The sequence below is a fragment of the Xanthomonas sp. NCPPB 2866 genome (assembly GCF_041475745.2).
Taxonomy (GTDB): Bacteria; Pseudomonadota; Gammaproteobacteria; order Xanthomonadales; family Xanthomonadaceae; genus Xanthomonas; species Xanthomonas arboricola.
Window position 1 is genome coordinate 4,624,791 of sequence record NZ_CM192975.1, and the last position, 24,887, is coordinate 4,649,677.

Annotated in this window: 15 protein-coding genes and 1 riboswitch; of the genes, 5 read left to right on the forward strand and 10 right to left on the reverse strand. The window is 66.1% G+C overall.

All coding sequences use genetic code 11. The features are described from left to right. Positions 1 to 152 precede the first annotated feature (152 nt). Positions 153 to 521: an L-fucose mutarotase gene (locus ACCQ04_RS19665; RefSeq protein ID WP_372358602.1), complete on the reverse strand. Its 369-nt coding sequence runs from the start codon at positions 519 to 521 to the stop codon at positions 153 to 155. Beyond that, on the reverse strand, positions 518 to 1,825 hold the full coding sequence (gene fucP, locus ACCQ04_RS19670) for an L-fucose:H+ symporter permease (RefSeq protein ID WP_372358603.1): 1,308 nt from the start codon (positions 1,823 to 1,825) through the stop codon (positions 518 to 520). Before fucP ends, ACCQ04_RS19665 begins: the two co-directional genes overlap by 4 nt. A gap of 180 nt (positions 1,826 to 2,005) precedes the next feature. Here fucP and ACCQ04_RS19675 point away from each other — a divergent pair, with 180 nt between their 5' ends. Both ACCQ04_RS19675 and ACCQ04_RS19680 read left to right on the forward strand, forming a co-directional pair. Then, positions 2,006 to 2,755 (forward strand): IclR family transcriptional regulator, encoded by a 750-nt coding sequence (locus ACCQ04_RS19675; protein WP_016901778.1) that lies wholly within the window; start codon positions 2,006 to 2,008, stop codon positions 2,753 to 2,755. Positions 2,756 to 3,352: 597 nt separating this feature from the next. After that, positions 3,353 to 3,515: riboswitch (yybP-ykoY riboswitch) on the forward strand. Between the two features lie 12 nt (positions 3,516 to 3,527). Then, entirely contained in the window at positions 3,528 to 4,112 is a 585-nt protein-coding gene (locus ACCQ04_RS19680; RefSeq protein WP_046346108.1) for a manganese efflux pump MntP, read from the forward strand. Between the two features lie 96 nt (positions 4,113 to 4,208). Here ACCQ04_RS19680 and ACCQ04_RS19685 read toward each other — a convergent pair whose 3' ends face one another. The 3 genes from ACCQ04_RS19685 to ACCQ04_RS19695 all read right to left on the reverse strand — a co-directional run bounded on the left by ACCQ04_RS19685 (position 4,209) and on the right by ACCQ04_RS19695 (position 11,769). Beyond that, a complete protein-coding gene (locus ACCQ04_RS19685; protein WP_102252873.1) occupies positions 4,209 to 7,658 on the reverse strand; it encodes a hybrid sensor histidine kinase/response regulator in 3,450 nt (1,149 codons plus the stop codon). 311 nt (positions 7,659 to 7,969) lie between these two features. Continuing rightward, on the reverse strand, positions 7,970 to 10,384 hold the full coding sequence (locus ACCQ04_RS19690) for a GH36-type glycosyl hydrolase domain-containing protein (protein WP_372358604.1): 2,415 nt from the start codon (positions 10,382 to 10,384) through the stop codon (positions 7,970 to 7,972). A 2-nt stretch (positions 10,385 to 10,386) separates the two neighbouring features. Continuing rightward, entirely contained in the window at positions 10,387 to 11,769 is a 1,383-nt protein-coding gene (locus ACCQ04_RS19695) for an MFS transporter (RefSeq protein WP_046345094.1), read from the reverse strand. Positions 11,770 to 11,927: 158 nt separating this feature from the next. On the opposite strand from ACCQ04_RS19695, the gene ACCQ04_RS19700 reads away from it, so the two are divergent. Continuing rightward, positions 11,928 to 12,512, forward strand: a complete 585-nt coding sequence (locus tag ACCQ04_RS19700) for a gluconokinase (RefSeq protein ID WP_226427878.1) — start codon at positions 11,928 to 11,930, stop codon at positions 12,510 to 12,512. A 571-nt stretch (positions 12,513 to 13,083) separates the two neighbouring features. Then, entirely contained in the window at positions 13,084 to 14,814 is a 1,731-nt protein-coding gene (locus ACCQ04_RS19705; protein ID WP_104543512.1) for an outer membrane protein assembly factor BamB family protein, read from the forward strand. Between the two features lie 90 nt (positions 14,815 to 14,904). On the opposite strand, the gene ACCQ04_RS19710 is transcribed toward ACCQ04_RS19705, so the two are convergent. From ACCQ04_RS19710 to ACCQ04_RS19730, 5 genes are all read right to left on the reverse strand, one after another. After that, positions 14,905 to 15,132, reverse strand: a complete 228-nt coding sequence (locus ACCQ04_RS19710; RefSeq protein WP_016903869.1) for a hypothetical protein — start codon at positions 15,130 to 15,132, stop codon at positions 14,905 to 14,907. Beyond that, positions 15,113 to 15,562, reverse strand: coding sequence for a 3-dehydroquinate dehydratase (locus ACCQ04_RS19715; protein ID WP_046345097.1), 450 nt, complete (start codon positions 15,560 to 15,562; stop codon positions 15,113 to 15,115). Before ACCQ04_RS19715 ends, ACCQ04_RS19710 begins: the two co-directional genes overlap by 20 nt. A gap of 10 nt (positions 15,563 to 15,572) precedes the next feature. Further along, entirely contained in the window at positions 15,573 to 16,007 is a 435-nt protein-coding gene (locus tag ACCQ04_RS19720; protein ID WP_102584138.1) for a hypothetical protein, read from the reverse strand. A gap of 284 nt (positions 16,008 to 16,291) precedes the next feature. Then, positions 16,292 to 20,152, reverse strand: coding sequence for a translocation/assembly module TamB domain-containing protein (locus tag ACCQ04_RS19725; protein WP_372358605.1), 3,861 nt, complete (start codon positions 20,150 to 20,152; stop codon positions 16,292 to 16,294). Beyond that, positions 20,149 to 21,930 carry an autotransporter assembly complex protein TamA gene (locus tag ACCQ04_RS19730; RefSeq protein ID WP_039521248.1) on the reverse strand — a complete coding sequence of 594 codons (1,782 nt, stop codon included), beginning with the start codon at positions 21,928 to 21,930 and terminating at the stop codon, positions 20,149 to 20,151. Before ACCQ04_RS19730 ends, ACCQ04_RS19725 begins: the two co-directional genes overlap by 4 nt. A gap of 244 nt (positions 21,931 to 22,174) precedes the next feature. Between ACCQ04_RS19730 and ACCQ04_RS19735 the strand changes: the two genes are divergently transcribed. Continuing rightward, positions 22,175 to 24,865, forward strand: coding sequence for a TonB-dependent receptor domain-containing protein (locus ACCQ04_RS19735; RefSeq protein WP_226427964.1), 2,691 nt, complete (start codon positions 22,175 to 22,177; stop codon positions 24,863 to 24,865). Positions 24,866 to 24,887 lie beyond the last annotated feature (22 nt).

Sequence of the window (24,887 nt, forward strand, 5' to 3'; positions counted from 1 at the left end):
CATCTGCGATGCAGCTGTCACGCCTGCGCTGCGCCACTCACGCTGCGCCCGCAAAAGACACCTGTTTCGACGCCCGGCGGCAGCGGCAAGATACCCAAGACCAGCGCCCCACTGCGGGGCCAACACATCCGCAAAAAACTTAGGCCAACACCCTACCCCTGCCCCGCTTCAACCGCCGCACTCAAGGCAAAGATCTGCCCGGCCTCGCGCCACTTCTCTCCCGGCGCACTGCCAGGCAACGGCTTTTGAAACCGCCACATCAAGTCTTCCCAGGCCTGGATGCGCGGATCGGCTGCATCCCGCGCCGCCTTGGCTGCCGGATCGTAGTCGTCGTCGACCTCCATCAGCATCACCAGGCGGTCGCCACTGCGAAAGATCTCCAGCTCCTGGATGCCGGCCTGCTGCAGCGAGGTCACCACTTCCGGCCAGACCTCGCTGGGCCGATGCCAACGCTCGTACTCGGCGATCAACTGCGGATCGTCGTGCAGATCCAGCACATAACACAGACGCCGCGTGCTCATGCGCCCACTCCTGCAACCACCGGCGCAGCGTGGCGCGCACGCAACGCGAACAGCAGGATCACCGCAAAGCACCCACCCGGTACCACCATCGCCCAGTGGATACCGGCCATGTCCGACACCGCGCCCATCACCGCCGTCAGCAGCGCGCCACCGATGATGGACATCACCAGCAGCGACGAGCCCAGCTTGCGCGCATCGTCATGCATGCCATCCAGGCCCAGCGCAAAGATGGTCGGGAACATCACCGACATGAACACGCTGGCAGCCACCAGCGCGTACAAGCCGGTCCAACCCGGCAACGCGATGGCAACGGCGCACAACACCAGATTGATCGTCGCAAAACTCGCCAGCAATCTGGCCGGCGCCAGATAGCGCAACAGCGCGGTGCCGACAAAGCGGCCGGCCATGAACAGCACCAGCGAGATGGTCAGGTAGGTGGCGGCGGTTTTTTCCGGCGTGCCCGGCACCGCATCCTGCAGATAGCGGATCAGATAACTCCAGATGCCGACCTGCGCACCCACGTAGAAGAACTGCGCCACCACCGAAAACATGAAGCGCCGATTGCGCAGCAGTTCGCCGAAGCGTGCACGCTTGGGCGCCACGCCGCTATCGCTCTCCGGCGCGCCGGTGGGAAAGCGCACCAGCGCGATCAGGATCGCCCACAGCACCACCACGGCACCGATGATCAGATAGGGCGTCTGCACGGCTGAGGATTCGGCGGCAAAGAACGCCTCCCGCGCGGCTGGCGCCATTGCCGCCAGCTCGGCCGGGGTGTGCTCCACCCCGGAGAAGATGAAGTGCTGGCCGACCAGCACGCCGGTGATCGAGCCCAAGGGGTTGAATGCCTGGGCCAGATTCAACCGCCGCGCTGCGCCTTCTGCCGGGCCGAGCACGGTCACCAGCGGGTTGGCGGTGGTTTCCAGGAAGGCCAGGCCGCTGGCGATCACGAACAAGGCCAGCAGGAACAGCCAGTAGGTATGCACCTGCGCGGCCGGATAGAACAGGAACGCGCCGCACGCATACAGCAGCAGGCCCAGCACCACGGCCGCCTTGTAGCTGTAGCGGCGCATGAACATCGCCGCCGGCATCGCGAACACGAAATAGCCCAGGTAGAACGCGCTCTGGACCAGACCTGCCTGCAGGTCGGTCAGCTCGAAGGCCTTCTTGAACTGCTTGATCAGGATGTCGTTGAGGTTGTTGGCCATGCCCCACAAAAAGAACAGGCTCACGATCAACAACAGGGGAACCATGGCGGTACGCGCCAGGTTGCCGCGCGGTGACGCGGCAATGTCACTGTGATGCATGCGACCGATCCCCTCCCAAGGCTGTGGCGCTTGCGTTGCTGTGCGGCGAGCGTACTGCGCACGCCAGCGCCATGCAAATATAAAATCTTTGTTTATATTTGCACGCAAGCGCCACTTCTCACCGCAGCCCGCGATGCCTGTACCCTGGCGCGCCGCAGCCTTGCCTGGAGCCGCAAACGGATGAGCACCGAACCCGCCAAGTACCGCGCCCCCGCCCTGGACAAGGGCCTGGACATCCTCGAGCTGCTCGCCCGCCAGGCGCAGCCGATGAGCATGGGCGCGATCTCGCAGGGCATCGGCCGCTCGCGCGGGGAGATCTTCCGCATGCTGCAGGTGCTGGAGGAGCGCGGCTATCTCACCCGCGACGGCGAGGGCGACTATGTATTGACCAATCGGTTGTTCATGCTCGGCATGCAGCAGCCGCAGGTGCAGAGCATCAGCGAAGCGGCACTACCGGTGATGCGCCGGCTGGCCGATGCGATCTATCAGCCCTGCCACCTGGTGGCGCCGTCCGGCGACCAGATCGTGGTGATCGCGCAGATGGACGTGCCCAGCGACCTGGGCCTGGTGGTGCGCCCGGGCCACCGCCGCCCATTGACCCATTCCAGCTCCGGGCTGGTGCTGTTCGCGTTCCAGCAGCCAGAGGTGCAGGCGCGCTGGCTGGACATGCTCGACGCCAGCGAAGTGCCGTTCGAGCGTGCGCAGTTCCTCGCCGCCGCCGCGCAGGCCCGCAACGATGGCTACGCCATGCAACCCAGCGAAGCGGTGGTGGGCGTGGTCGACCTGACCGCACCGATCCTGCAACGCGGCAGTGCGACCTATACGCTCACCGTTCCCTTCATCGCGCGCCGCCCGGAGCTGGTCGGCCCGCACGCGGCCTTGCAGGCCCTGTGTGCGGCGACGGCGGAGATTTCCGCCGCGTTGATGTAGCCGCAGCCCGCGCCGGGAGTCTGCGTCGGCGCTGGTGTTTCTGTTGCTCGCTTCCGAAGGCTGACTTCTGCGGTCCTCCCGCAGCGCGGCCGGCCCTGTGCGTGGAGCGCAGCGCGCTCGTTCCGCAGCGCTGCGATGGCAGCCTGGCCATCGCCGTCCACCCGAACCGCTTAAGTAGCACCTGCGGCATCGCAAGCCGTGCAAATCGAGACGCCATGGAGATCGCGGCATCGTTGCCGATCGCTGCACTCCTGCACGACGTCTGGAAAGACAGCACGACGCAGCCGCTGGCTCACGCACGCGCAGCCAGACATGACGTTTCCACTCGCACTGCTTGCAGCACACCCCACATCAGCGGCTTTCCCGGCCTTTTTCGCTGCCTGGGTCACCGGCATGCAGACCGTTCGTCGCTATAGCCAAGGCTATCGGGTGCCGCATCGCGCCGTTGCGTGGACATGCCTGTCTGGCTTTGACGCCTGAAAACAAGGCAAAAACCGCGTCACCCCTGCTCGCAATAGCCACGGCTATAAAGATCAGACCGACCTTCGCGTGCGCGGCAGACGCACCGAACGCGGCCATGCGTTGGTACACTGCGCGCCCCTTGGGGAGTAGCCTGCTTTCGCATCGTCGGAAGCGCCTGCATCAACATACTCGGCCGTTGCGCCGTGGTGCAGGCAACCAGTTCCGGTTTGGCGAGACCAGCGGCATGCGTGCACGACGACGGTTGGCGCGGGCGCATGTCGTTGTGACCGTGCCCAACCCGAGAATGTCGATGTCCCCTTTTTCCATTGTTTTGATCGGTTTCGCGATGTCGACCGATGCGTTTGCCGCGGCGATCGGCAAAGGCGCGGCGATGCGCAAGCCGCAGTGGCGTGATGCGCTACGCGCCGGCTTGATCTTCGGCTGCATCGAGGCGATCACCCCGGTGATCGGCTGGCTGCTGGGGCGCGCCGCGTCCAGCTATGTGTCCGACTACGACCACTGGATCGCCTTCGTGCTGCTCGGTGCGCTGGGCACGCACATGATCGTGGCGGGGCTGCGAAGCGATGCGGACGACGCTGACGAAGCAACGTCCGAGACGCCGAAACGGCATGGCTTGCTCGCCCTGGCCACCACCGGTTTTGCCACCAGCATCGATGCGATGGCGGTCGGCGTGAGCCTGGCGTTCCTGGACGTGCATATCGGCGTGGTGGCAGTGGTGGTCGGGTTGTGCACCTTCAGCATGGTCACCGCAGGCGTCATGCTGGGCCGCGTGCTCGGCAACCTGATTGGCAAGCGCGCCGAGATCCTCGGCGGCTTGATCCTGGTGATCGTCGGCAGCGTCATCCTCTACGAACACCTGAGCGGCGCAGCGTAAGCGCCATCCATCGTAGGAGCGTGCCTGCGCGCGACCGGGCGTTACCGATAAAGCTTCGTCGCGCGCAGGCACGCTCCTACGCTGCAGTCGCATCGGTCAGCGCGTTTTCGCATCGTGATGCGCGCTCAGGAACGCGCGTAACGAGGCCGGCTTCACCGGTTTGGTCAGCAGGCGATAGCCACGCGCACGTGCGAGCTGCTTGAGTTCGTCGCGGCCGTCGGCGGTGAGCAGGGCACCGGCAATCGGCGCGGTGGCGACCGCCTGCAGCGCATCCAGCGTGTCCAGGCCATCGAGCCGGTCGTGCAGGTGGTAATCCACCAGCATCAGATCCGGCTGTTCGCGCGCGCGCTCCAGCGCCTGATCCACGGTGCTGGCGGTGATCACCTCCACCTGCCAGCGACCGAGCAGCGCACGCATGCCGTCGAGGATCTCGCGGTCGTTGTCCACGCACAGCACGCGCAGGCCTGCCAGTGAATCGCCACTGGGCAGCGCACGTGCAACGGCCACCGGCAGCACCGGCGGCAGCGGGACCGCCGCCACGCGCGGCAGCAGGATCGAGAACATGCTGCCGCGGCCGACCTGGCTGCGTGCGCTCAGGTCGTGGTCGAGCAGGCGCGAGATGCGCTGGCAGATCGACAGGCCCAGCCCCAGGCCCTGCTCGCCCCAGTCGAACGGCTGCTGATAGCGGCGGAATTCTTCGAAGATCTGCCGCATGTGGTGCTCGGGAATGCCCGGGCCGGTATCCCACACCTGCAGCTCCACGTGCGCGCCGCGTCCGCGCATGCCCAGCACGATGCGGCCCTGGCGCGTGTAGCGCAGCGCATTGGCGAGGAAGTTCTGCATCACCCGGCGCAGCAGGCGGCGGTCGCTGCGCACCCACAACGGGCGGCAATGCACCTGCAGCTGCAGGCCGCGGCTGGAGGCCACCGGCGCGTATTGCGCGGCCAGTTCGTGCATCAGCGCACTGGCATCGAAATCCTCGACCGTGGGCCGCAGGCCGCCGGCATCCAGCCGCGAGACGTCGAGCAGGCCATCGAGCAACTCCTCGGCCGCACGCAGCGAGGCATCCACGCGCTCGGCCAGATGGCGTTGTTCCTCGTTGTTCTGATGGCTCTCGCGCAGCGCCGAGGCGAACAGCCGCGCGGCATTGAGCGGCTGCAACACGTCGTGGCTGATCGCGGCCAGAAAGCGCGTCTTGGATTGCTGCGCCAGCTCGGCCTCGCGCGAGCGGTCGGCCACGCGCTGCTCCAGGTTCTCGTTGGCGTCCAGCAGCGCGCGTTCGGCACGCTTGTAGTCGGTGATGTCGTTGTAGCTGGTGACATAACCGCCGCCGGGCAGCGCCTGGCCGCGCATCTCGATCACCTTGCCGTCGCTGCGGGTGCGCTCGAATACATGCGGCGAGCCGGCGCGCATGTGGCGGATACGGCGATCGATCTGATCTTCGATATCGCCCTCGCCCAGCTCGCCGCGCTCGGCGTTGTAGCGGATCAGATCGGCCACCGGGCGGCCGACATACAGCATGCCGTCCGGGTAGCCGAACAGCTGCTGATAGCGGCGATTCCACGCGGTCAGGCGCATCTCCGGGTCGACCACGCTGACCGCGGCGCTGATGTTCTCCAGCGTGGTGGACAGGATCTCGCGATTGAAGCGCAGCTCCTGGCCGGCCTCGTCCAGCACCGCCACCACCTCGCCCAGGTCCATGCCCGAGCCGCGCAACAGGCTGGTCAGCACCAGGCGTGCGGAGGCCGCGCCGATCGAGGCGGCCAGCAGGCGTTCGGTGAACTGCACCCAGGCGCGGTCGGCCACCACGGTGGGTTGCAGCTCGCGCTCCAGCAGCACCGCCTGGTCGACGAAGGCGCGGTGCGCATGCCGCTCGCCCACCACGCGCTCGGCCAGGGCCTGCAGGTCGGCCACGCGCACATGCCCGGGCCAGTCGCCGGCCACCGCCGGCCGCTGTGCGTACGGGTCCAGGAAGGGCGCGGCGCGCAGGCGTTCGTCCACCCCGGGGCGCCAGCGTGCGGAGACCAGCATCATCGCGCCGACATTGATCAGCAGCGACCAGAACGTGCCATGCGCCAGCGGGTCCCAGCCGCGCATGCCGAACAGCTGCTGCGGCTGCAACCAGGCGATGCCGAACGGCCCGTCCACCAGCCAGTCCGGCTGCAACCATCCCGCGCGCGTGGCGGCCGGCAGCAGCAGCGTGTAGATCCAGGTCATGAAGCCCAGCACCATGCCGGTCTCCACGCCCTTGCGGCTGGCGCCGCGCCAGTACAACCCGCCGATCACGCCGGGGGCGAACTGCGCCACCGCCGCAAAGGCCATCAGGCCGTAGGCCGCCAAGGTGGTGTCGTTGGCCACGCTGCGGTGGTAGCCGTAGGCGATCAGTGCCAGCAACAGGATGGCGACGCGGCGGATCCACAACACCCGCGAGGCCACCGCCGCGCGCGCATCGGCGCTGCCGCGGCGGCGCAGCAGCACCGGCATCACCAGGTCGTTGCTGACCATGGTGGCCAACGCGATGCTGGCCACGATCACCATGCCGGTGGCGGCCGAGAACCCGCCCACATAGGCCACCAATGCCAGCACGGTGTTGCCCTGGCTCAGCGGCAGCGCCAGCACCACCGCGTCGTCGACCACCGTGCTGCCCTTGCCGAACAAGGCCACGCCGGCCGATGCGATCGGCACCACCATCGCCGAGATGATCACCAGGTACGCACCGAACAACCAGCGCGCGCGACGGATGTCGCCGACGTCGCTGCATTCCACCACCGCCACATGGAACTGGCGCGGCAGGCAGATCACCGCCAGGAAGCTCAGCAAGGTCTGCGAAATGAAGCCCACCGACGGGGTGTGCTCGAACAAGGTGCGCGCCGAGTCGGCGATGGGCACCTGGTGGTCGCTCAGCCACACCCAGGCGAACAGGCCCACCGCGACGATGGCGATCAGCTTGATCACCGACTCCAGCGCGATCGCCAGCATCATGCCGCGGTGGTGTTCGGTGGCATCGACCTGGCGGGTGCCGAACAAGGTGGCGAACAAGGCCATCAACAGCGCCACGTACAACGCCGGATCGGCAAGGATGCCGCGCCCGGCACTGCTATGCCCGGTCAGCACCTCCAGGCTCATCGCCACCGCCTTGTACTGCAGCGCCAGGTACGGAACGATGCCGACCAGCGCAATCACCGCCACCAGCGCCGCCAGCCGCCGCGAGCGGCCATAGCGCGAGGAAATGAAATCGGCGATGGAGACGGTGTTTTCGGCGCGTGCGATCAGCGCCAGCCGCTCGATGATGCGCCAGCCGAACAGCAGCAGCAGCAGCGGGCCCAGGTAGATCGGCAGATAGCCGATGCCGTTGCGCACCGCCGAGCCGACCGCGCCGTAGAAGGTCCACGACGAGCAGTACACCGCCAGCGCCAGGCTGTAGACCGCCGGCCGCAGCCACGGCCGCTCCGGGTACAGCGGACGACGGTCGCCCCACCAGGCCACGCCGAACAGCAGCACGGCATAGCCGACGGAGACCAGCAGCAGGATCCAGCTTGATACCAAGGGGCGTTCCTAGGCCAATGCGAACGGGGAGTTTACGCAGTGGGGAATCGGGAGTGGGGAACAGCCCGCCTGGCCGCACGTGCGTAGGAGCGCGCTCGCGCGCGACAGGGCACTGGCGGGAAAGCCTCATCGCCCGTAGGAGCGCGCCTGCGCGCGATAGGGCACCGGCGGGAAAGCCTCATCGTCCGTAGGAGCGCGCTTGCGCGCGACAGGGCACCGGCGGGAAGGCCTTATCGCGCGCAAGCGCGCTCCTACACCAGCTTGGCAGTTATCGCAGTTGCCCCAATCAGGCGCCGCACCTGGCGCGCCGCTCAGCCCGGTAGCCGCACCTGCACCTGGTACGTGCGTCCGGCGACAATGCCGTGCACGCGCTGGTCCGGGCAGGCTTCGCCGTCCACCAGCACCTCGATGTCGCGCCGCCCCGGTTCACGCATCAGCGTCACCTCGAACTGCGCGCCGCGGAACTGGCGCGTCACCCGGGCCTGCGGCCAGTGCGAGGGCAGCTGCGGGCGGATCGCCAATGCATCGCCTTCGCCGACCAGGCCGAACAGCCCTTCCAGCACGCAGCGATATACCCAGGCCACCGTGCCGGTGTTGAACAGCTGGCTGGAACGCCCGGCCGTGCGCGGGTACTGGTGCCAGGCGCCGCGATAGTAGTTGGGCAGCGAGACCGGCAGGTGGCCGCGCTGCAGCACGTCCTCGCGGGTGGGGCCGGGCAGCAGCGCGCGCAGGATCTCCCAGGCGCGGTCGGCTTCGCCGATCTGGTACAGGCTGTACAGGTAGAACGCCGCCGCGTGGTTGTAGACCGCGCCGTTTTCCGCGGCGCCCGGCCACTTCTGCGTCAACCGGCCCACGTCATCGCGCATGTGCGTGTAGGCCGGGGCCAGCATCACCGGCCCGTACGGCGTATGCAGCTGCTCGCGCACCGCCTCCAGCAAGGCCGCGCGCTGCGCGCTGTCGGCGGTGCCGGCCAGCAGCGCAAAGCTCTGCGGATTGAGATAGATGCGTCCTTCCACATCCTCGGCGATGCCGAAGCGCACGCCATCGTCGGTGATGCCGCGCGCATACCAGTTGCCGTCCCACAGCTCGCGGTTGGCATCGGCGTTGATCGCCTGCACGGCCTGCGCAAACGTCTCCGCCTGCGCGCTTCGCCCATGCGCTGCGCAGATGCCCGACCACAGCCGCAATGCATACGCGGTGGCCACGGTGAGCCAGCCGGACACGCCCTTGCCGCGCCAGCCGACCATGTTCATCGGGTCGCACCAATCGCCCTGCGCGATGAAACTCAAGCCACGGGCATCGCGCGCGTCCAGCAGCCACTGCATCGCTGCATCCAGTCGCTCGGCCACGCTGAGCGCCTGTCCATCGTGCGTGCGGACCGCCGCATCGAGCACGCTGGCATCGCCGGTTTCGGCCAGATAGGCGCTCAGGAAGATCGGCAACCACACGCAGTGATCGGTATGCGGCACCTGGTTGATGTATTTGAGCTCGGCGCCTTCCACCAGCAGGATGCCGTCCGGCATCGCACCGCTGGGCTCCTGCTGCGAGAGCGCATGCAACAACGCCGCACGTGCAGTGGCCGGCTGCAGGTAGGCCATGCCCATGTGGTCCTGCAAATAGTTGCGCGTCTGCGGATCGGTGGTCAGGCGATTGACGTCGCCGTGATAGAACACCTGCCGCGGCAGCCAATGGTTGACCAGGTTGTCCAGGGCCGGATCGGGCGTGGCGATCTGCGCGCAACCCCGCCCGCCCTGCAGATATTGCGCGTAGTCGCGCGCGGCGGCGGCAAAGCCGGCTTCGGACAGATAACGCGCACGCAGCGCGGCGATCTCCGCATCGTCCTTGGCCGGCCCGAACGCGAAGCGGTAGACGTTTGCCGCATCGGCATCCAGCGTCAGCCGATACTGCAACGCGGCGGCCGGGTTCTCGTAGTGCGCATCGCTGTTGCCCAACTGCTCGGCCTGGATGGCCGAGGGCGCATGCAGGCCACCCTCGCCTTCGAAGGCCATCTGCTGCGCATCCCAGGCCACCGGCGGCTGCTCGTGCAACAGGAAGGTGCAGTCCTTGAAATCGCGCTGACGGAAATAGTCGTCCACCTTCTGGTACGGCGCCACGCTACGGCAGACGATGCCGCCCAGCGCCGGCTCGTAAGCGCCGCCCTGATGCATCCACGACATGTAGCCGATCGGAAAGTAGGGGTACAAGCTGAGCCGGCGCGTACGCCCGGACTGGTTATGCACGCGGCATTCCCACAGCTCCACTGCATCGTCGGTGGGCAACGCCACGCACAGGTCCACCACGATGCCGTCGTGACGCACCCGCCAGCGCACATCGTGCTTGCCCGCGGAAAACGCGAACTGTTCCGGCGTTGCGCGCACCGGTTCGTGCGGCACCGAATACAACGCGCCGCTGTCTTCGTCCTTGAGATAGAAGAAGCGCCCGGGATGATGCGCGTAGTACGGCTGCTCGGGCATCATGAAGTTGCGCGCTTCCAGCAGTGGCGCATGCGCGTACTTGGCCGGCTCCGGCTGCATGAACTGCCCGGTGGCGTAACCACGGCAGGTCAGCTGCAGCATCATGCGGCGGTTCCACAGGAATCCGCCCGCGTTCGGCATTGCGGTGGGGCTGTAGAGCACATAACGCGTGCCGTCGGCGCTGGGCGCCAGCAACGTGGACAGATCGTCGTCGGACGTGGACCTGGAATCGGCGTGGGAGAGTGCAGACACGGTCAGCGGTGCTCCTGTTCGTCGCGCTTGCGCGCGGCCAGTTCGTGTTGGATGCGGCGCAACAGGCCATCATCGAGTGGATAGAAACGCATGGTCCAGGCTGCCAGCAGCGCCACCGCGCCCGGGATCACCGTCAGCAGTAGCACGATGCCGGTCAACGAGGCGGCTGACTGCGCGCTGTTGGCCACATAGCCCATGCCCGCCAGCACCCAGGCGATGCCGGCCGAGGCCAGCGCACCACCGAGCTTTTGCGAGAAGGTCGCGGCGGCGAAGGTCATCGCGGTGGCGCGCCGGCCGGTGCGCCATTCGGTGTAGTCGGCGCTGTCGGCATACATCGAAAATGCCAGCGGCGACTTCGGCCCCAGTGCCAGCCCGATCAACATGTTCAGCGCGAAGATCGCCCACACCGCATCGGCAGGAATGAAAAACATCAGGCAACTCAACACGCCCACCACCGCCATCAGCGCGGTCATCAACTGGCGCTTGTCCCAATGCCGTGTCAGCAACGGCGTGATCGCCGCGCCCACTGCCAGCGACACCGAATAGCCACCCAGAAACAGCCCGGTCAGGTCCGGCCGCTGCACGTAGTACTTGAGGTAATACACGCCCGCACCACCGCGCATGACAATGGTGATCATGATGATCAGCGACAGCACGAACAGCACGCACCACGGCTTGTTCTGCAGCAGGTCGGCGATATCCCGGCGGATCGGCGTGCGCTGTTGCGGCGGTGGCTGCACGCGCTCGCGCGTGGTCAACGCCACGGTCACGAACAACGCCACCGCCACCGCGCCGTACAGCATCATGGTGCGCTGCCAGCCCAGTGCATCGTTGCCGGCACCGAACCAGGCCACCAGATCCAGCGTGCAGTAATTCACCAACGTGGTGCCGGCGAACGCGGCGATGAAGCGCAGGCTGATCAAGCTGGTGCGCTGGCTGCTGTCGGCGGTGATCACGCCGGACAATGCCGAGTACGGAATGCTCACCACCGTGTAGGCCAGCATCATCACCAGGAAGCTGATCGTGGCCCACCACATGCGCCCGTTCTGATCCAGCGCAGGCGTGGTGTAGGCGAGCACGCCGGTCACCGCCATCGGCACGGCGCCCCACAACAGATACGGGCGGAATTTGCCCCAGCGGCTGCGTGTGCGATCGGCCAGTGCACCCATCGCCGGATCGGCGATCGCATCGGCGATCTTGGTCAACAGGATCATCGTGCCCACCGCCGCTGCCGGCAGATGCATGGTGTCGGTGTAGAAGATCAGCAGAAACGCCGAGATGTTGGCCCAGTACAGATTCAGGCCCAGATCGCCGGCGCCGTAGCCCAGTTTTTCGCGCCAGCGCAGGCGCGCCGATGCAGGAGACGTTGCAGGCGATGACGGCATCGGCAGACCTTGGAGTGCGTTGAACCCGGCCGAGCGCGCCGTTACGCTGGGCGGCCCGCTCACCTGGCGAGGAGCGCCGACGCTACACCACGCATCGACTGCCGCCAACGTGAAATCCGGCAAAATGCCGAATCGATCCGGAGATATAACCTGACGTGATGGACACCGCCGCCCCCGCTACACCCGCGTCCGCTTCGCCCCTGGCCATCGTGGTGATGGGCGTTTCCGGCAGCGGCAAGACCACCATCGCGCAGGCGCTGGCAGCGCATTACAGCTACCGTTTTCTGGATGCCGACGACTACCACAGCGTGGCTGCACGCGCGCAGATGGCCGCCGGCCAGCCACTCACCGATGCGATGCGTCTGCCGTGGGTGGAGTTGCTGGCAGCCACCTTGCGCAACTGCGTACAGGCAGGCGAGTCGGTGGTGCTCGCGTTCTCGGGCTTGCGCGGCACGCATCGTCAATTGCTGCGCCGCAGCGGCATTCCGATCCGCTTCGTGTTCCTGCACGCCGCCCCGCACGTGATCGCCGCGCGCCTGAGCGCACGCGCCGGCCACTTCATGCCGGCCAGCCTGCTGGACAGCCAGTTGCAGACCCTGGAATTGCCGCTGGACGAAGCCGATGTGGTGTCGGTGGATGTGGACGCCACGGTGGCGGAGGTGGTGCAGGATGCGATCGCGCAGTTGGCGCTGATCGCTCCCGCTGCAGCGCACACCGCCGTGCCCTCGCCGCAAAGCGCATAACGCGCCGGATAGCGCAGCTACATGGCTGTTTCCTTCTCCCAGCGGGAGAAGATGCCCCGAAGGGGCGGATGAGGGGACGTGCGAAGCCTCGTGCATTTTGACGACACAGAAGCTTCGCCCCTTACCCTCTCACCCCAACCCCGCTCCGAGCCCCGGCCCGCGTTTGCGACGCGGGCGCTCCAAGGCACGCGCGCCAGTGGCGCGCAAACCGTGCCTTCTCGCCCCGCAGGGAGAGGGGCTGTGTTCGACACCGTGGCCAACCTCACAAGGTGGCGCAACATTTCCTGGTTACTTTTTGCAGACCATTGATTTGCATGCAAATACGCATGCATCGCGGCCAATCATTTTTTCTATCGCAGCGGCCGCCGATCGTGATGAATCATCAGCAATTGTGCGAATAGCGAACACGTTGAACGCAATTTTTTCGAGCTGGTGGCACCAGATGCGAGCGGACCCGACCGTTGAATGAATGCGGGAAGGTGCGTGTGTTGCACGGTCGCCACAATCGGCCATCTTCACTCGGCAGATCCGGGGGGATCCAGCGCTTCCTTCCATCTATGGACATGCCGTGATGACAAATTCAATTCGCCGCTTGCGATTTCGCAGTTTGACGCTCATTCCCTGCCTGCTTGCCAGCGCAGTGGCTTTCGCCCAGGCCGGCTCCGCAACCGCACAACAGTCGGTGTCGTCGCTGGATACCCAGGCTTTTGCACGCTCCGGCCAGATCTGGCGCAGCTTCGGCAATCAGCTGCCGTTCGCCAGTCCCACCAGCTGGACCACCGCCGGCGGCGGCTACTTGAATCAGCGCTTTGCGCCGGGCGAGTGGAAGATCAACCGCACCACCGTCAAAGGCCTCAAGCCGGCCTGGACCCTGACCACCACCGGCGACATCTCGGCCACCCCGAGCGTGGAAGGTGGAACGTTGTATGTGCCCGACTGGGGCGGCACGCTGTATAGCGTCGACACCCAGACCGGCAAACCGAACTGGCAGGCCAAGTTGTCCGACTACACCGGCAATGCCAACTCGGTGACGCGCAACACGCCGGCCATCAGTGCCAACAGCATCATCGTCGGCGACCAAGCCGCCGGCACCGTGCTGGCGATCGACAAGAAGACCGGCAAGCTGCTGTGGAAGACCACCGCCGAAGCCAACCCGCAAGCGCGCATCACCTCCTCGCCGGTGATCTACGGCAACCGCGTGTACGTGCCCGTGTCCTCCGGCGACTGGGGCAACCTGGACCCGACCCACACCTTCAGTTTCCGCGGCAGCGTGGTGGCGCTGGATCTGAACACCGGCAAGAAGGTGTGGCAGTTCTACAACGTGCCCGAGGGCTATACCGGTGCATCGGTGTGGGGCCAGGTAGCGATCGATCCGATCAACCGCCGCCTGTATTTCGGCACCGGCAACAACTACAACATTCCCGCCAGCGTGGGCAACTGCGTGTCCAACGCACGCTCTTATCGCGGCAGTGAACTCACCGTGCAGGACGAACTGGCGTGCATGGCGCCGGACAACTACGTCGACTCGGTGATCTCGCTGAATCTGGACACCGGCAAGCTGGTCTGGGCCGACCGTGCACAAGGCTACGACGCCTGGAACCTGTCGTGCATCGTGGCGCCCACCAATGGCCTGTGCCCGAACACCCAGGCAACCAACCTGACCGGGCCTGATTACGACTTCGGCGGCGCCGGCGTGCAGCTGTTCACCGTGTGGCGCGATGGCAAGGCGCAGCAGCTGGTCGGCGCAGGGCAGAAGAGCGGCATCTACTGGGCCTTCGACGCCAAGACCGGTGCCAAGGTCTGGTCGACCCAGGTCGGCCCCGGCGGCACCACTGGCGGCGTCGAGTGGGGCACTGCGTTCGATCCGTACAAGTCGCAGGTCTATGTGGCCATCAACAACAGCTCCAACGCCACCTATACGCTGGGGCCTGCGAATACCCAGAGCCACAATGGCGGCTCGTGGGCAGCGCTGGATGCCGCCACCGGCAGGATCAAGTGGCAGGTCAAGGTGCCCGGCATCAACCGCGTGAATCCGAACGTGCCGGCCGGTGGCCAGGGCTCGCTGACGGTGTCGCCGAACCTGCTCTACGCCGGTTCGATGGCCGGCAATATGGTCGCCCTGGATACCGACACCGGCGCTACCTTGTGGAACCACGACGCCACCGGCTCGGTGATCAGCTCGCCGGCCATCGTGGACGGTGCGCTGTACTGGGGCGCCGGCTACGGCCGCTTCAACTTCGGCACTGCCGCAACGGCCAACCAGCTGACCAAGTTCGTGCCGGAGGCCAGCCCGGCCAAGTAAGCGTCAACCCCTGTGATCTGCGTCGAGCGACGCGCAATCACGGCAGAACGACGGCGCCACCTTCGGGTGGCGTCGTTGTGTATCACGTCGCTACAGCCGCGTGACCTGGCACAAGCGGATCTGCCCCGCTTCCAGCCCATGCGCCTCCGCCGCACGGCGGCGCAACGCGGTGACCAGCCCGGCGGCATCCAGCACGCCATCGGCAGGCACGTCCACGCTGTGGGCCAGTTGCCCCCACAGCACCGGCCGACCGTCGCAATAGCCCTCGTAGTCGGCGAAGTAATGCAGCTGGCGCAGCTCAGGTACCGACGTGGACATCGCCCTGGATCTCCGTGCAGCCCAGATGTTCCAACGCAATTTCCAGCCCGAGCAGATAGCTCTGCGCGCAGTAACCGCGCACCGTCGCAATGCGTTGCCCGAACCCCTCCGGCAGGCAACGCTCCGGACGGTCCACGCTATCGTCGTGAGCCTCCACGAACGGATACGGCAACGCGCTGAGCACACGGTGCAGGCGCGCACTGTCCACGCAGCTACCCGGATCGATCAGCGCGATTTCCATCCGCGCCTGCCCGGCCACACGCAAGGCGTCCAGCAGCTCCTGCTCCGACCCGCAGGCACGCAAGGCCACCGTCTTGCCCGCGTCGCCGGCGCATTGCACGAGCTGCCGAATGACGGCCCGCGGCAACGGCTGCGGCCCACGCACCAGCGGCATCGCCGCCTCCGGCCCACGCACGATCATGATCGACATGGCGGCTTCCTCAGGCAGCGGCGCGCAAGGGCGCGCACAGCGACGGCAGACAACGCGCCGCAATACCCAGCGACATCGCATAGGCGCGCGATGCATCGTGCGGCGTAATCACCACCGCCAACGGCGCATGCTGCGGATGCAGCCACGGCTCCAGCTCCTGCGCCGCATCGGTATGCAGTTCGATGTAGGGCGCAGGCAGCGCATCCAGTGCGGCACGCAATGCGGTCGCATGCACCTGCGCACGCTCGGACGGCGCCAGATCACCCGAATCCAGCAGCACCAGTTCCACCTCGGCATCGCCACCGGCGGCCTGCAAGCCGGCAATCAAGCCATCGACATCGGCACACGCCAGCGTGCGCAACGCACGTCCCGCACACTCGGGCAGCTGCATCGGCGCCACCTGCGCCGGATCGGCCTGCGGACCTTGCAAAATCAGGATACACATCGTGTTCGACTCAACGCACCACAGTGCGGGAGTGCCAAGGTAGGCCTGCCGGGCATAAAGAGGCTATTTGCACCCTGGCGTGCGGGCATAAAGAGTGCGTAATGCCTGCCCGATGCCGGGCGTGCCCTGCCCCGCAACGTCGCGCGCCGGTTCTAGATCACCGCAGCGCTCGACCTGGCCATGCCTGACGCACGGCCTCATCCTGGACATCCGCATTGCGTCATGTCCCGACCTGACGCAATACAACACCACACACCGTCGATGCGCCGATGCACGGCGGGCGGCTACTTCTCCCGCCGCCAGTTCACCGAGCCCTTGGTCTCCACCGTGCTGGATTCGGCTTCGATATCGAAGCCGCGGCTGAGCAGGTATTTCAGCGTCAGGACCGAGCCGCTGCCGACCATCGAGACGCCGTAGCCGACGTAGAGTTTTGGCGAGAGGTACTTGCCGAAGCCCACGACCGAGCCGACGGTGCTGGATTCGCTCACCCCCGCTTCGTCCAGGCCAAGCTTGGCGCCGATCTGCGAGGCGATCAGGCTGCTACCGGCCGACAGGGCAGCCGAGGCGGCGCTGACCTGCTGGGTTTCGTCGCTGCTTGCGGTAGACAGGCCACGGCCGAGTACCAGGTACGACAATGCTTCGGATTGCGACATCGCCGGTTCCGACCACACATCGGCGCGCGGCGATTCGGCACGGCCGCTGACGTCGATGCCGGCGGTGACATCGCCGACCTTGCGCTCGGCGCGCAGGCTCACGCGCGGGTCGGAGACGATGTTGTTGTTCCAGGTCAGCTGGCCGCGGCTGATGGTCAGGTCCTGGCCGTAGGCCTTGTAGCGGCCGCGCACGTCCAGCCCGCCGTTGGCAGTCATCTCGCGGCCCGGGCGGGCGCGGATCTGCATCTGTCCGCTCAGCCCGCCCTTCAGGCCGAAGCCGCTCATGTTGACCTTGTCGCCAAGCACGATGGCCAGATCCATATCCAGCGGCGAAGCGGGCGCTTCTTCCGGATCCACCGGGTCCAGCACCACCACGTCCTCGGATACCGAGGTGCCGCGATCCAGGCGTTCCAGGTCGATGTCGGCTTCGGGCACGGTGACCTTGCCACGCAGTTGCATGGTGTTGTCGGTGATGCCGAACTGCATGTCCGGGTTGGCGATGATGCGCAACTCGCTGGTGTTGTAGGCCAGCACGTTTTCGCCGCGGATATTCAGCAGCAACGGCGTGCTGGTGCCGAACCACGACAGCCCGCCATCGATGTTGAGCGTGCCCCGCCCCGACTTGGCAGAAGCAGTGATCTTGGCCGAGCCATCCGGTAGCGCGTCGAAGCGGCCCTTGCCCTCGCTCAGGGTCAAACCCATCGACGGATATTCGGCAGTGAAATCGCTCAGGGTGGCATCGCCGCCCAGCAGCGGCTTGTCTCGAGTACCGCGCAGGCTCACATGGCCTTCGACCAGACCCTTGGGCCGCACCACATCGGCCACCACCAGCTCCAGCCAGTACAGCCGCGACATATTGAGATACAGCTCGCCGTTGAGCGGCGCGTACGCATCCCAGCCGGTGTTGAACTTGGCATCGACAAAGCCGGCGCCCTGGAAGCCGATACCCAGCTTGGCCTGGATCTGCTGCGGGGTGAAATCGGCCTGCACGCTGAACTGGTCGTAGCGCAGCAACTCGCCGCGATTGGGGTTGCCGGCCACCGCGGCGTAGCGGGTTTCGCCCAGGCGGATGCCGCCTTCGGGCGAGGCGATGCGGAACGAGCCTTCCCAAGCATTGCCGCGCGGCTTGAAGCTGCCGTCCAGCGACAAATCGCCACGCAGATAGATCTGCCGCCCCTCCTGCTTGGGCAGCCACGGTTGCACCAGCGACAGCGGCAGTGCATCGCCGTGCACCACCATGCCCTCGCGCGGCCAGTTGGCGCTGGCGCACAGCGCGCCGCCGGTGGCCGCGCCCAGGCAGGTGTCTGACAGCGTAAACGCGGCGCCATCGGTGCTGAACTGCGCCGGCTGGCGCAACGCCCAGGCATCGCCTTTGGCCGGTGCGATCCGCAGCGTGGCGACTTGGCCCTGCCAACGCTCGCCATTGCGACGGACATCGCCCTGCAGCGCGACGTTGGCCATGCTGTTGGCGATATCGGCATCCAGGCGCAGCGCTTCCACCGCACCGCGTGCCTGCACGCGCACACTGTCCAGCACCACGCCGGCTTCGATCGCGGTGCCCTGCAAGGCCAGCTGCCCGTCGCTGCCGCGCCACGGCAAACGCCCGCGCAAGCTGATGCTCTGCGCGCTGTAGTCGTTCCAGCGCAAGCCGTTGCCGACCAGGTCGGCAGTGATGTCGGGCGCGTCGCGACGGCCGCTGACCTGCAGCTGCCCGCGCATCGTGCCGGTGGCGCCGGGCAAGACATCGTCCAGCTGCAGCGGCTGCAATTGCGCGGCGATATCCAGCTGGTCGCCGACCTTGCCCTTGGCAGTGATGCGGCTATTGCCCAGCGACAGCTGCAATTGGCCCTCGCCCTGTTCACCACGCAGGGCGAACTTGCCGTTGGCCGACAGCGCGCGTTGACGCAGCTGGCCGGTCAGGCTCGGGATATCGGCCGTGGCCTCGAAGCCCGGCGACACGCCACCGGCCGGTGCCGGCAACTGGCGGCCCTTGGAGGCGACCTTGCCGGAGAGATTGCCGTTCCAGCCCGGCGCGAAGTAGCCCGGATCGAACTTGGCCAGCTGGGCAGTGACATCCCACTGCAGCTCCGGGGTCCAGCCCACCTCGCCGGTGAGATCCAGCGAGCCGCCCGGGGTCTTGGCCTGCACCTGCTTGAGTTGCGCACGTTGATCGTTGCCGCGGCTGTCGAACACCAGCGCGGCCTGCTGCCCGTCGCGCTCCAGCGTGGCGCGGCCGATTGCCGCCCACGCCTTCAGATTACCGGCCACGCCCAGGCGCGCATCGACCAATTCCACCGGCACCACCGGCGCATCGGGGGTGGCTGGGTCCGGCGTCGGAGTGAAGCGCAGGCCGCTGGCGTTGACCGCAAAACGAAAGCTCGGATTCTGCGTGTCGCGGAAATCGGCAGTCCCACGCAACTGCGCGCGGCCTTCGAAGGTATCGATCACCAATGGCTCTACGGTGATGACCTGGTCCAGCAGGCTGATGTGCGAGGGCTGCAAGGTGGCGCTCAGCTCGCCCTGCTTGACGCTGCCTTGCAGGTCGGCGTTGCCGCCCTTGCCGGAGGCCTGCAGGTTCAGCGCGATCGGTGTGGCCGGGGCGGCGTACTCCCCATTGGTGGCCGGCGTCAGCAGCGAGGTATCCAGCGCGTCGGTGACGGCCTTGAAGGCCCAGGTCGGATCGTCGCGCCCGGTGAACACCAGGCTGGCCTGCAGCGGCGCCGGCGCGCGGCCGGCGATGGCCACTTCCATCTTGTCCAGATCGCCGCGTGCGACCAGCCCCAGGCTGGCCGGGGTGCGCCCAGGCGCGGCCGGCAGCACCGCGGTGGCGGTCAGGTCGGCGCGGTAATCGTCGTTGGGCACGTAGTCGCCGTGCAGGCGGAAGTCGCCCATGTCGGTATCGACCACCAGATTGCGCGTGCGCAATTCGCCGGTGGCCACTTCCAGCCCGCCCTGCACCTTGTGCAGGACGATCATCGGCTGCTGCAGCTGGGTGATGCGCAGATTTTCCACGGCGATCTTGTCGGCCTGGATCGCCAGCGGCACGTTGATCTGCGGCAGCGATTCGGGCCAGCTCGGCAGCGTGAACGGCTCCTCGCTCTTGCCCAGATTCAGGCTGGCATTGCTGACCTGCACCGCATCCAGTTGCAGCTTGCGCCCGAGCAGCGGACGCAGGTCCGGCTCCAGGTATACACGCTCGGCGGTGAAGTGGATGTCCTGATAACGGAAATCGACATCGCGCAGGGTCAGCGGGCCGGCCACCGGGCCTTCGACCTTGCCATAGGTAAAGGTGGCACCGACCGGCAGGCGCGCGGTCACCTGCGCCAGCAACACATCGCGCCCGGCCACGGTCTGCAGCAGCCAGTACACCGCGATCAGCGCCAGCAACACCAGCCCCAGCACGGTCAGCCCGGAGCCCACCCAGAACCGGCGGCGGCGGTAGAAACGCGCGCGGCGCGGTGCGGGGGGTGGCGTAGGGGTCGGCGTACTCACAGGTTGGCCCCGATATCGATATAGAGCTGGAACTGCGAGTCGGGGTCGTTCAGGCCATGCGCGATGTCCACGCGCACCGGGCCCACCGGCGAGCGCCAGCGCAGGCCGAAGCCGATACCGGTGTGCCAGTCGGGCGTGTCGTCGAAGGCACTGCCACTATCGACGAACACCGCGCCGCCCCAGGGGCCGCCCTTGAGGTAATGCTCGTATTCGGCACTGGCGGTGACCACGTTCTTGGCACCGAGCGCGAATTCGTCCGGCTTGGGCGTGCGCGGGCCCACTTCGCGGAAGGCATAGCCGCGGATGCTGTTGGCGCCGCCGGCAAAGAAGCGCAGGCTCGGCGGCATCGCCACCAGGTCGCTGGTCCAGGTGGTGCCGCCTTCGCCGCGCAGGATCACCCGGCCGTTGTCGCCCGCCCCCAGGAACCAGCGCAGCTGGCCGTAGAGCTGGCCGAAATTGGTATCCGAGCCGGCGCCTTCTGCACCGCCGCGGATGAACGCCTGCCCGGACACGCCACTGCGCGGGAACAGGCGGTCGTCGACATTGACGTAATTGACCTGCAACTGCGGATAGATCAGCGTGGAGGTCTCATAGACCGCATCGGTGAAATCGCTGCCGCTGCTGAACCGCCAGCGCTCGCGCAGGGCGTTGATCGAGGCGATCGCACTCCAGCGCTCGTTGATCTGGCCGCTGCGGCTGCCGGTGAGTTTGACGTTGCGCAGGTCGATGTATTCGGTCTGCTCGTCGTAGAGCCGCGCCGACGCGGTGTACCAGCCATCCAGCCAGCGGAACGCCGGCACGCGGTAGCTGGTGGTCAGGCTCTTGCGGTTCTGCGCGTAATCCAGCTGCGTGTCCATCTTGTGGCCGCGCGAATTGACGTAGCGTCGCTCCACGCCGCCACGCACACCGGCGCCGCTCTCGCTGCCGTAGCTCAAGCCGGAGGTGTAGACGGTGCGCTTGGCGCGGGTGAGCTTTACATCCACCGGCACCCGGCCCTGGTCGTCGGCTTCTTCGGGCTTGGGCTGGATGTCGATGGTGCTGAAGTAATCCAGCTTGGTCAGCGACTCGCGCAGGCGATCCAGCTTGCCTTCGTGGTAGTAGCTGCCCTCGTCCCAATACACCAGCGGCTCGAACAGGCCGGGGCGGAAGTAGTCGTAGTCGAAGCGCACCTTGCCCATGTCGTAGCGGCGGCCGCTGTCCCAGTTCAGATCGATATCGGCGGCGTGCTCGGCGCGCGTCACCGCGACGCGGCGCTGGGTGAAGTCGGCATCGAAGTAACCGCGCTCGGCCAGCCGGCGGGTGATGCGCACCTTGCTCGCTTCGTATTGCGGATGGCTGAAGACCTGGCCTTCGCGCGGCTCGAACTGCTTGAGATCCTGGCCCAGGTAACGGTCCTGCTCGGCCCAGCCGGTGATGGAGATATGCGACTGCCGCACGCGTACCGGTTCGCCGCGCTCCACGGTGATCACCACGGTCACCTTGTCGCCGGTGCGCGGCGCAGCCAGCTCGATGGTCGGCGAGTAATAGCCGAACGGTTCCAGTGCCTCGCGCGTCTGCCGTTCGGCCTGCGCCAGCAGGTACTCCAGCCGCGACTCGCCCTGCTCCTTGCCGACGGCCTCATACAGAGACAGGGAGACCTCGATGTTCTCGATCATCTCGGCGTCGGCGTCGGCGTCCAAGCCCTTGATTTCGATCTTGTCGATGGTCGCCCGGGCAACCGCTTGCAGCGGAACGAACAGGGTGCACAGCAGGGAGAGAGCAAACGCGGCTTTAAGCATCGGCAAAGGATACCCAGCCTGGGCGTGAAGGGACAAAAAAACTGAAGAAACACGCCTATACGGCATCGGATAGAACTCGGTACAGTCGGTACGTTGTTAACGTTTCGTTGACACCCATTGCGTGCGGCCCCCCCCCCCGATTGCCGCGCGCCCGTTCATACCTTTGGAGAGAGAGGTGCGTTTCATGAAACGTCATTTGCTGGTCACCGCCGTGTGCACCGCCCTGACCATGCCATCGCTTGCGATGGCACAGGATTCAGGTGAAGTGACTCAACTGGACAAGGTCACGGTGACAGGGTCGTTGATTCCCCGGTCCCAGGTCGAAACCGCGACCCCGGTGTTTTCGATTACCGCTCAGGACATCCAGCGCCGCGGCTTCAAGGACGTCTACGACGTGCTGCGCTCGCAACCGATGGCCACCGGCTCGGTCCAGGACGGTCAGTTCAGTGGCGGCTTCACTGCCGGCGCCAAATCGCTGAGCCTGCTCGGCCTGGACCCCGGCTTCACCCTGGTGCTGATCGACGGCCGGCCGATGGCCGATTACCCACTGCTCTACAACGGCCAGAGCAATTTCGTCGACCTGGCCAGCGTGCCGGTGGGCATGGTCGAACGCATCGACGTGGCGCCGGGCAACCAGTCCTCGATCTACGGCTCCAGCGCCATTGCCGGCGTGGTCAACATCATCCTGAAGAAGCGCATGGACGGCGTGCAGATGAATTACCGCATGGGCACCTACGACGGGGGTGGCGGCAACAACCAGCGCTTCCAGCTCACCGGTGGCAACGAAATCGGTGGCGCCAACATCGTGTGGGGCCTGCAGCTCAACAATCAGGATCCGATCTACGGCTACCAGCGCCGCGACTTCGATTCCACCAGCGACAATCCTGACCCGACCCTGCGTTACGGTTCACGCATTGCCTTGCATAACCTGCCCACCACCTATCTCGATCCGGGCGCCGAAAATTGCGCTGCATTGGGACCGCTGTTCAATGGCTCGGTGCAGTACGACAACCGCGCCAACCGCGGCAACTTCTGCAGCAGCCGCACCGAGCCGGGCTACGCCAGCATCCTCAACAAGGAACGCAGCGCCAGCGGCTATGCCAACCTGAGCTATGCCTTCAACGACAACGTCGAGCTGTACTCGACCCTGCTGCTCAATCGCACCAAGGTCGAGGTCAATAGTGGCCCCCGCTTCTGGCAGACCTCCTCCGATACCGGTGGTTTTTTCTACAATCAGGACAGCCAGCAGCTCGAAAGCTATCAACGCATCTTTGCGCCGGAGGAAACCGGCAATCAAAACTTCAACAACGACCGCCAGACTGCCGACTCCTACAACATCGCGCTTGGCCTGAAAGGCGGCCTGGGTGCCAGCAACTGGACCTACGATGCCTACTACGCACGCTCGGAATATCGCATCGAAAGCCGTCAGCAGTGGCCGCTGGCCGACCGCATCGAAGATTTCTTCCGCGAACAGTTCCTTGGCGCTCCGCAGGGCGAGTATTACGGCTACCCGATCTATTCACCCAACGATGCCAACTTCTATCGCGCCTTGACGCCGGCGCAGTACCGCAGCTTCAACGACGAAATCCGCACCAAGTCCCGGACCTGGACCCAGAACGTCAACCTGCAGCTGACCAACACCGAGTTGTTCAACCTGCCGGCCGGTGCGGTCGGCGTCGCCGGTGTGGTGCAGGCCGGTAATCAGTACTGGACTAACCCGACCGACCAACGCGTGATCGCTGGCGACTTCTACCAGCTGACCGGCACCCAGGGCAGCGGCAAGCGCGAGAACTGGGCGGCCGCCTTCGAAATGCGGGTGCCGATCCTGAGCACCTTGACCGCCAATCTGTCGGGCCGCTACGACGACTACAAGAACCAGGGCGGCGGCGGCGATTCCAAGTTCACCTACAAGGCCGCGCTGGAATTCCGTCCGATCGATTCGCTGCTGTTCCGCGGCAACTACGCCACCGCGTTCAAGGCACCGGACATGGCGTTTTCCTTCGCTGGCGACAGCGGCTTCTTCCAGGGCGTCAACGATTACTACCGTTGCGCACTCGAAGAACCCAACGTGCCGATCGCCGACTGCACCTATGGCGGCACCAGCATCCAGGGCCGTCGGTCCGGTAATGCGGATCTGAAGTCGATCACCGCAAAGTCCTGGGGTGCCGGCGTGGTGTGGTCGCCGAGCGCAAGCTTCAGCGTCAACGCCGATTACTACAACATCAAGATCGATGACAAGGTCAGCGACCTGAGCACCGATGCCCTGCTGCAGAACGAATCGGCTTGCCGGCTCGGCGCCCTGGATATCAACTCGCCGACCTGCGTCGACGCGCTGTCGCGCATCGATCGCACGGCCGCCGATGCGCCGGTACCCAATCGCCTGAGCAACATCCGCATCAACCCGGTCAATATTTCCAACGAGGAAATCTCCGGCGTGCTGACCAAGGCGACCTACAACCTGGCTACCGACTCCTGGGGCCTGTTCGTGTTCGACGCGCAATACAACCTCACGCTCAAGCATGAAAGTCAGCAGTTCCCGCAGGACCCGGTGCGCGATCTGCTCAGCGAACCGTTCTTCTCCTCCGAGTTCCGCAGCATCGTCAATGCCTCGGTCACGTGGCAGAAGGATGCATGGACCACCACACTGTTCGCTCAGCGCAATGGGCGCACGCCCAACTTCGTGGCGCAACAAAGCACCGATGGCTATGCGGTGGAAGGCGCACGCAAGGTCGGTGCGTGGACCACGCTCAATGCCACGCTGGACTATGCGGTCAACGACGACATCTCGCTGACCGCCACGGTCAACAACCTGGCCGACACCCGGCCGCCGCGCGATCGCACCTACAGCAGCTATCCGTACTACAACATCTTCAACTACACCGGTTACGGACGTTCCTACATGCTGGAGCTCAACTGGCGTTTCGGCGCGCACTGAGTCAGCCAGGGTGGTATTTGCC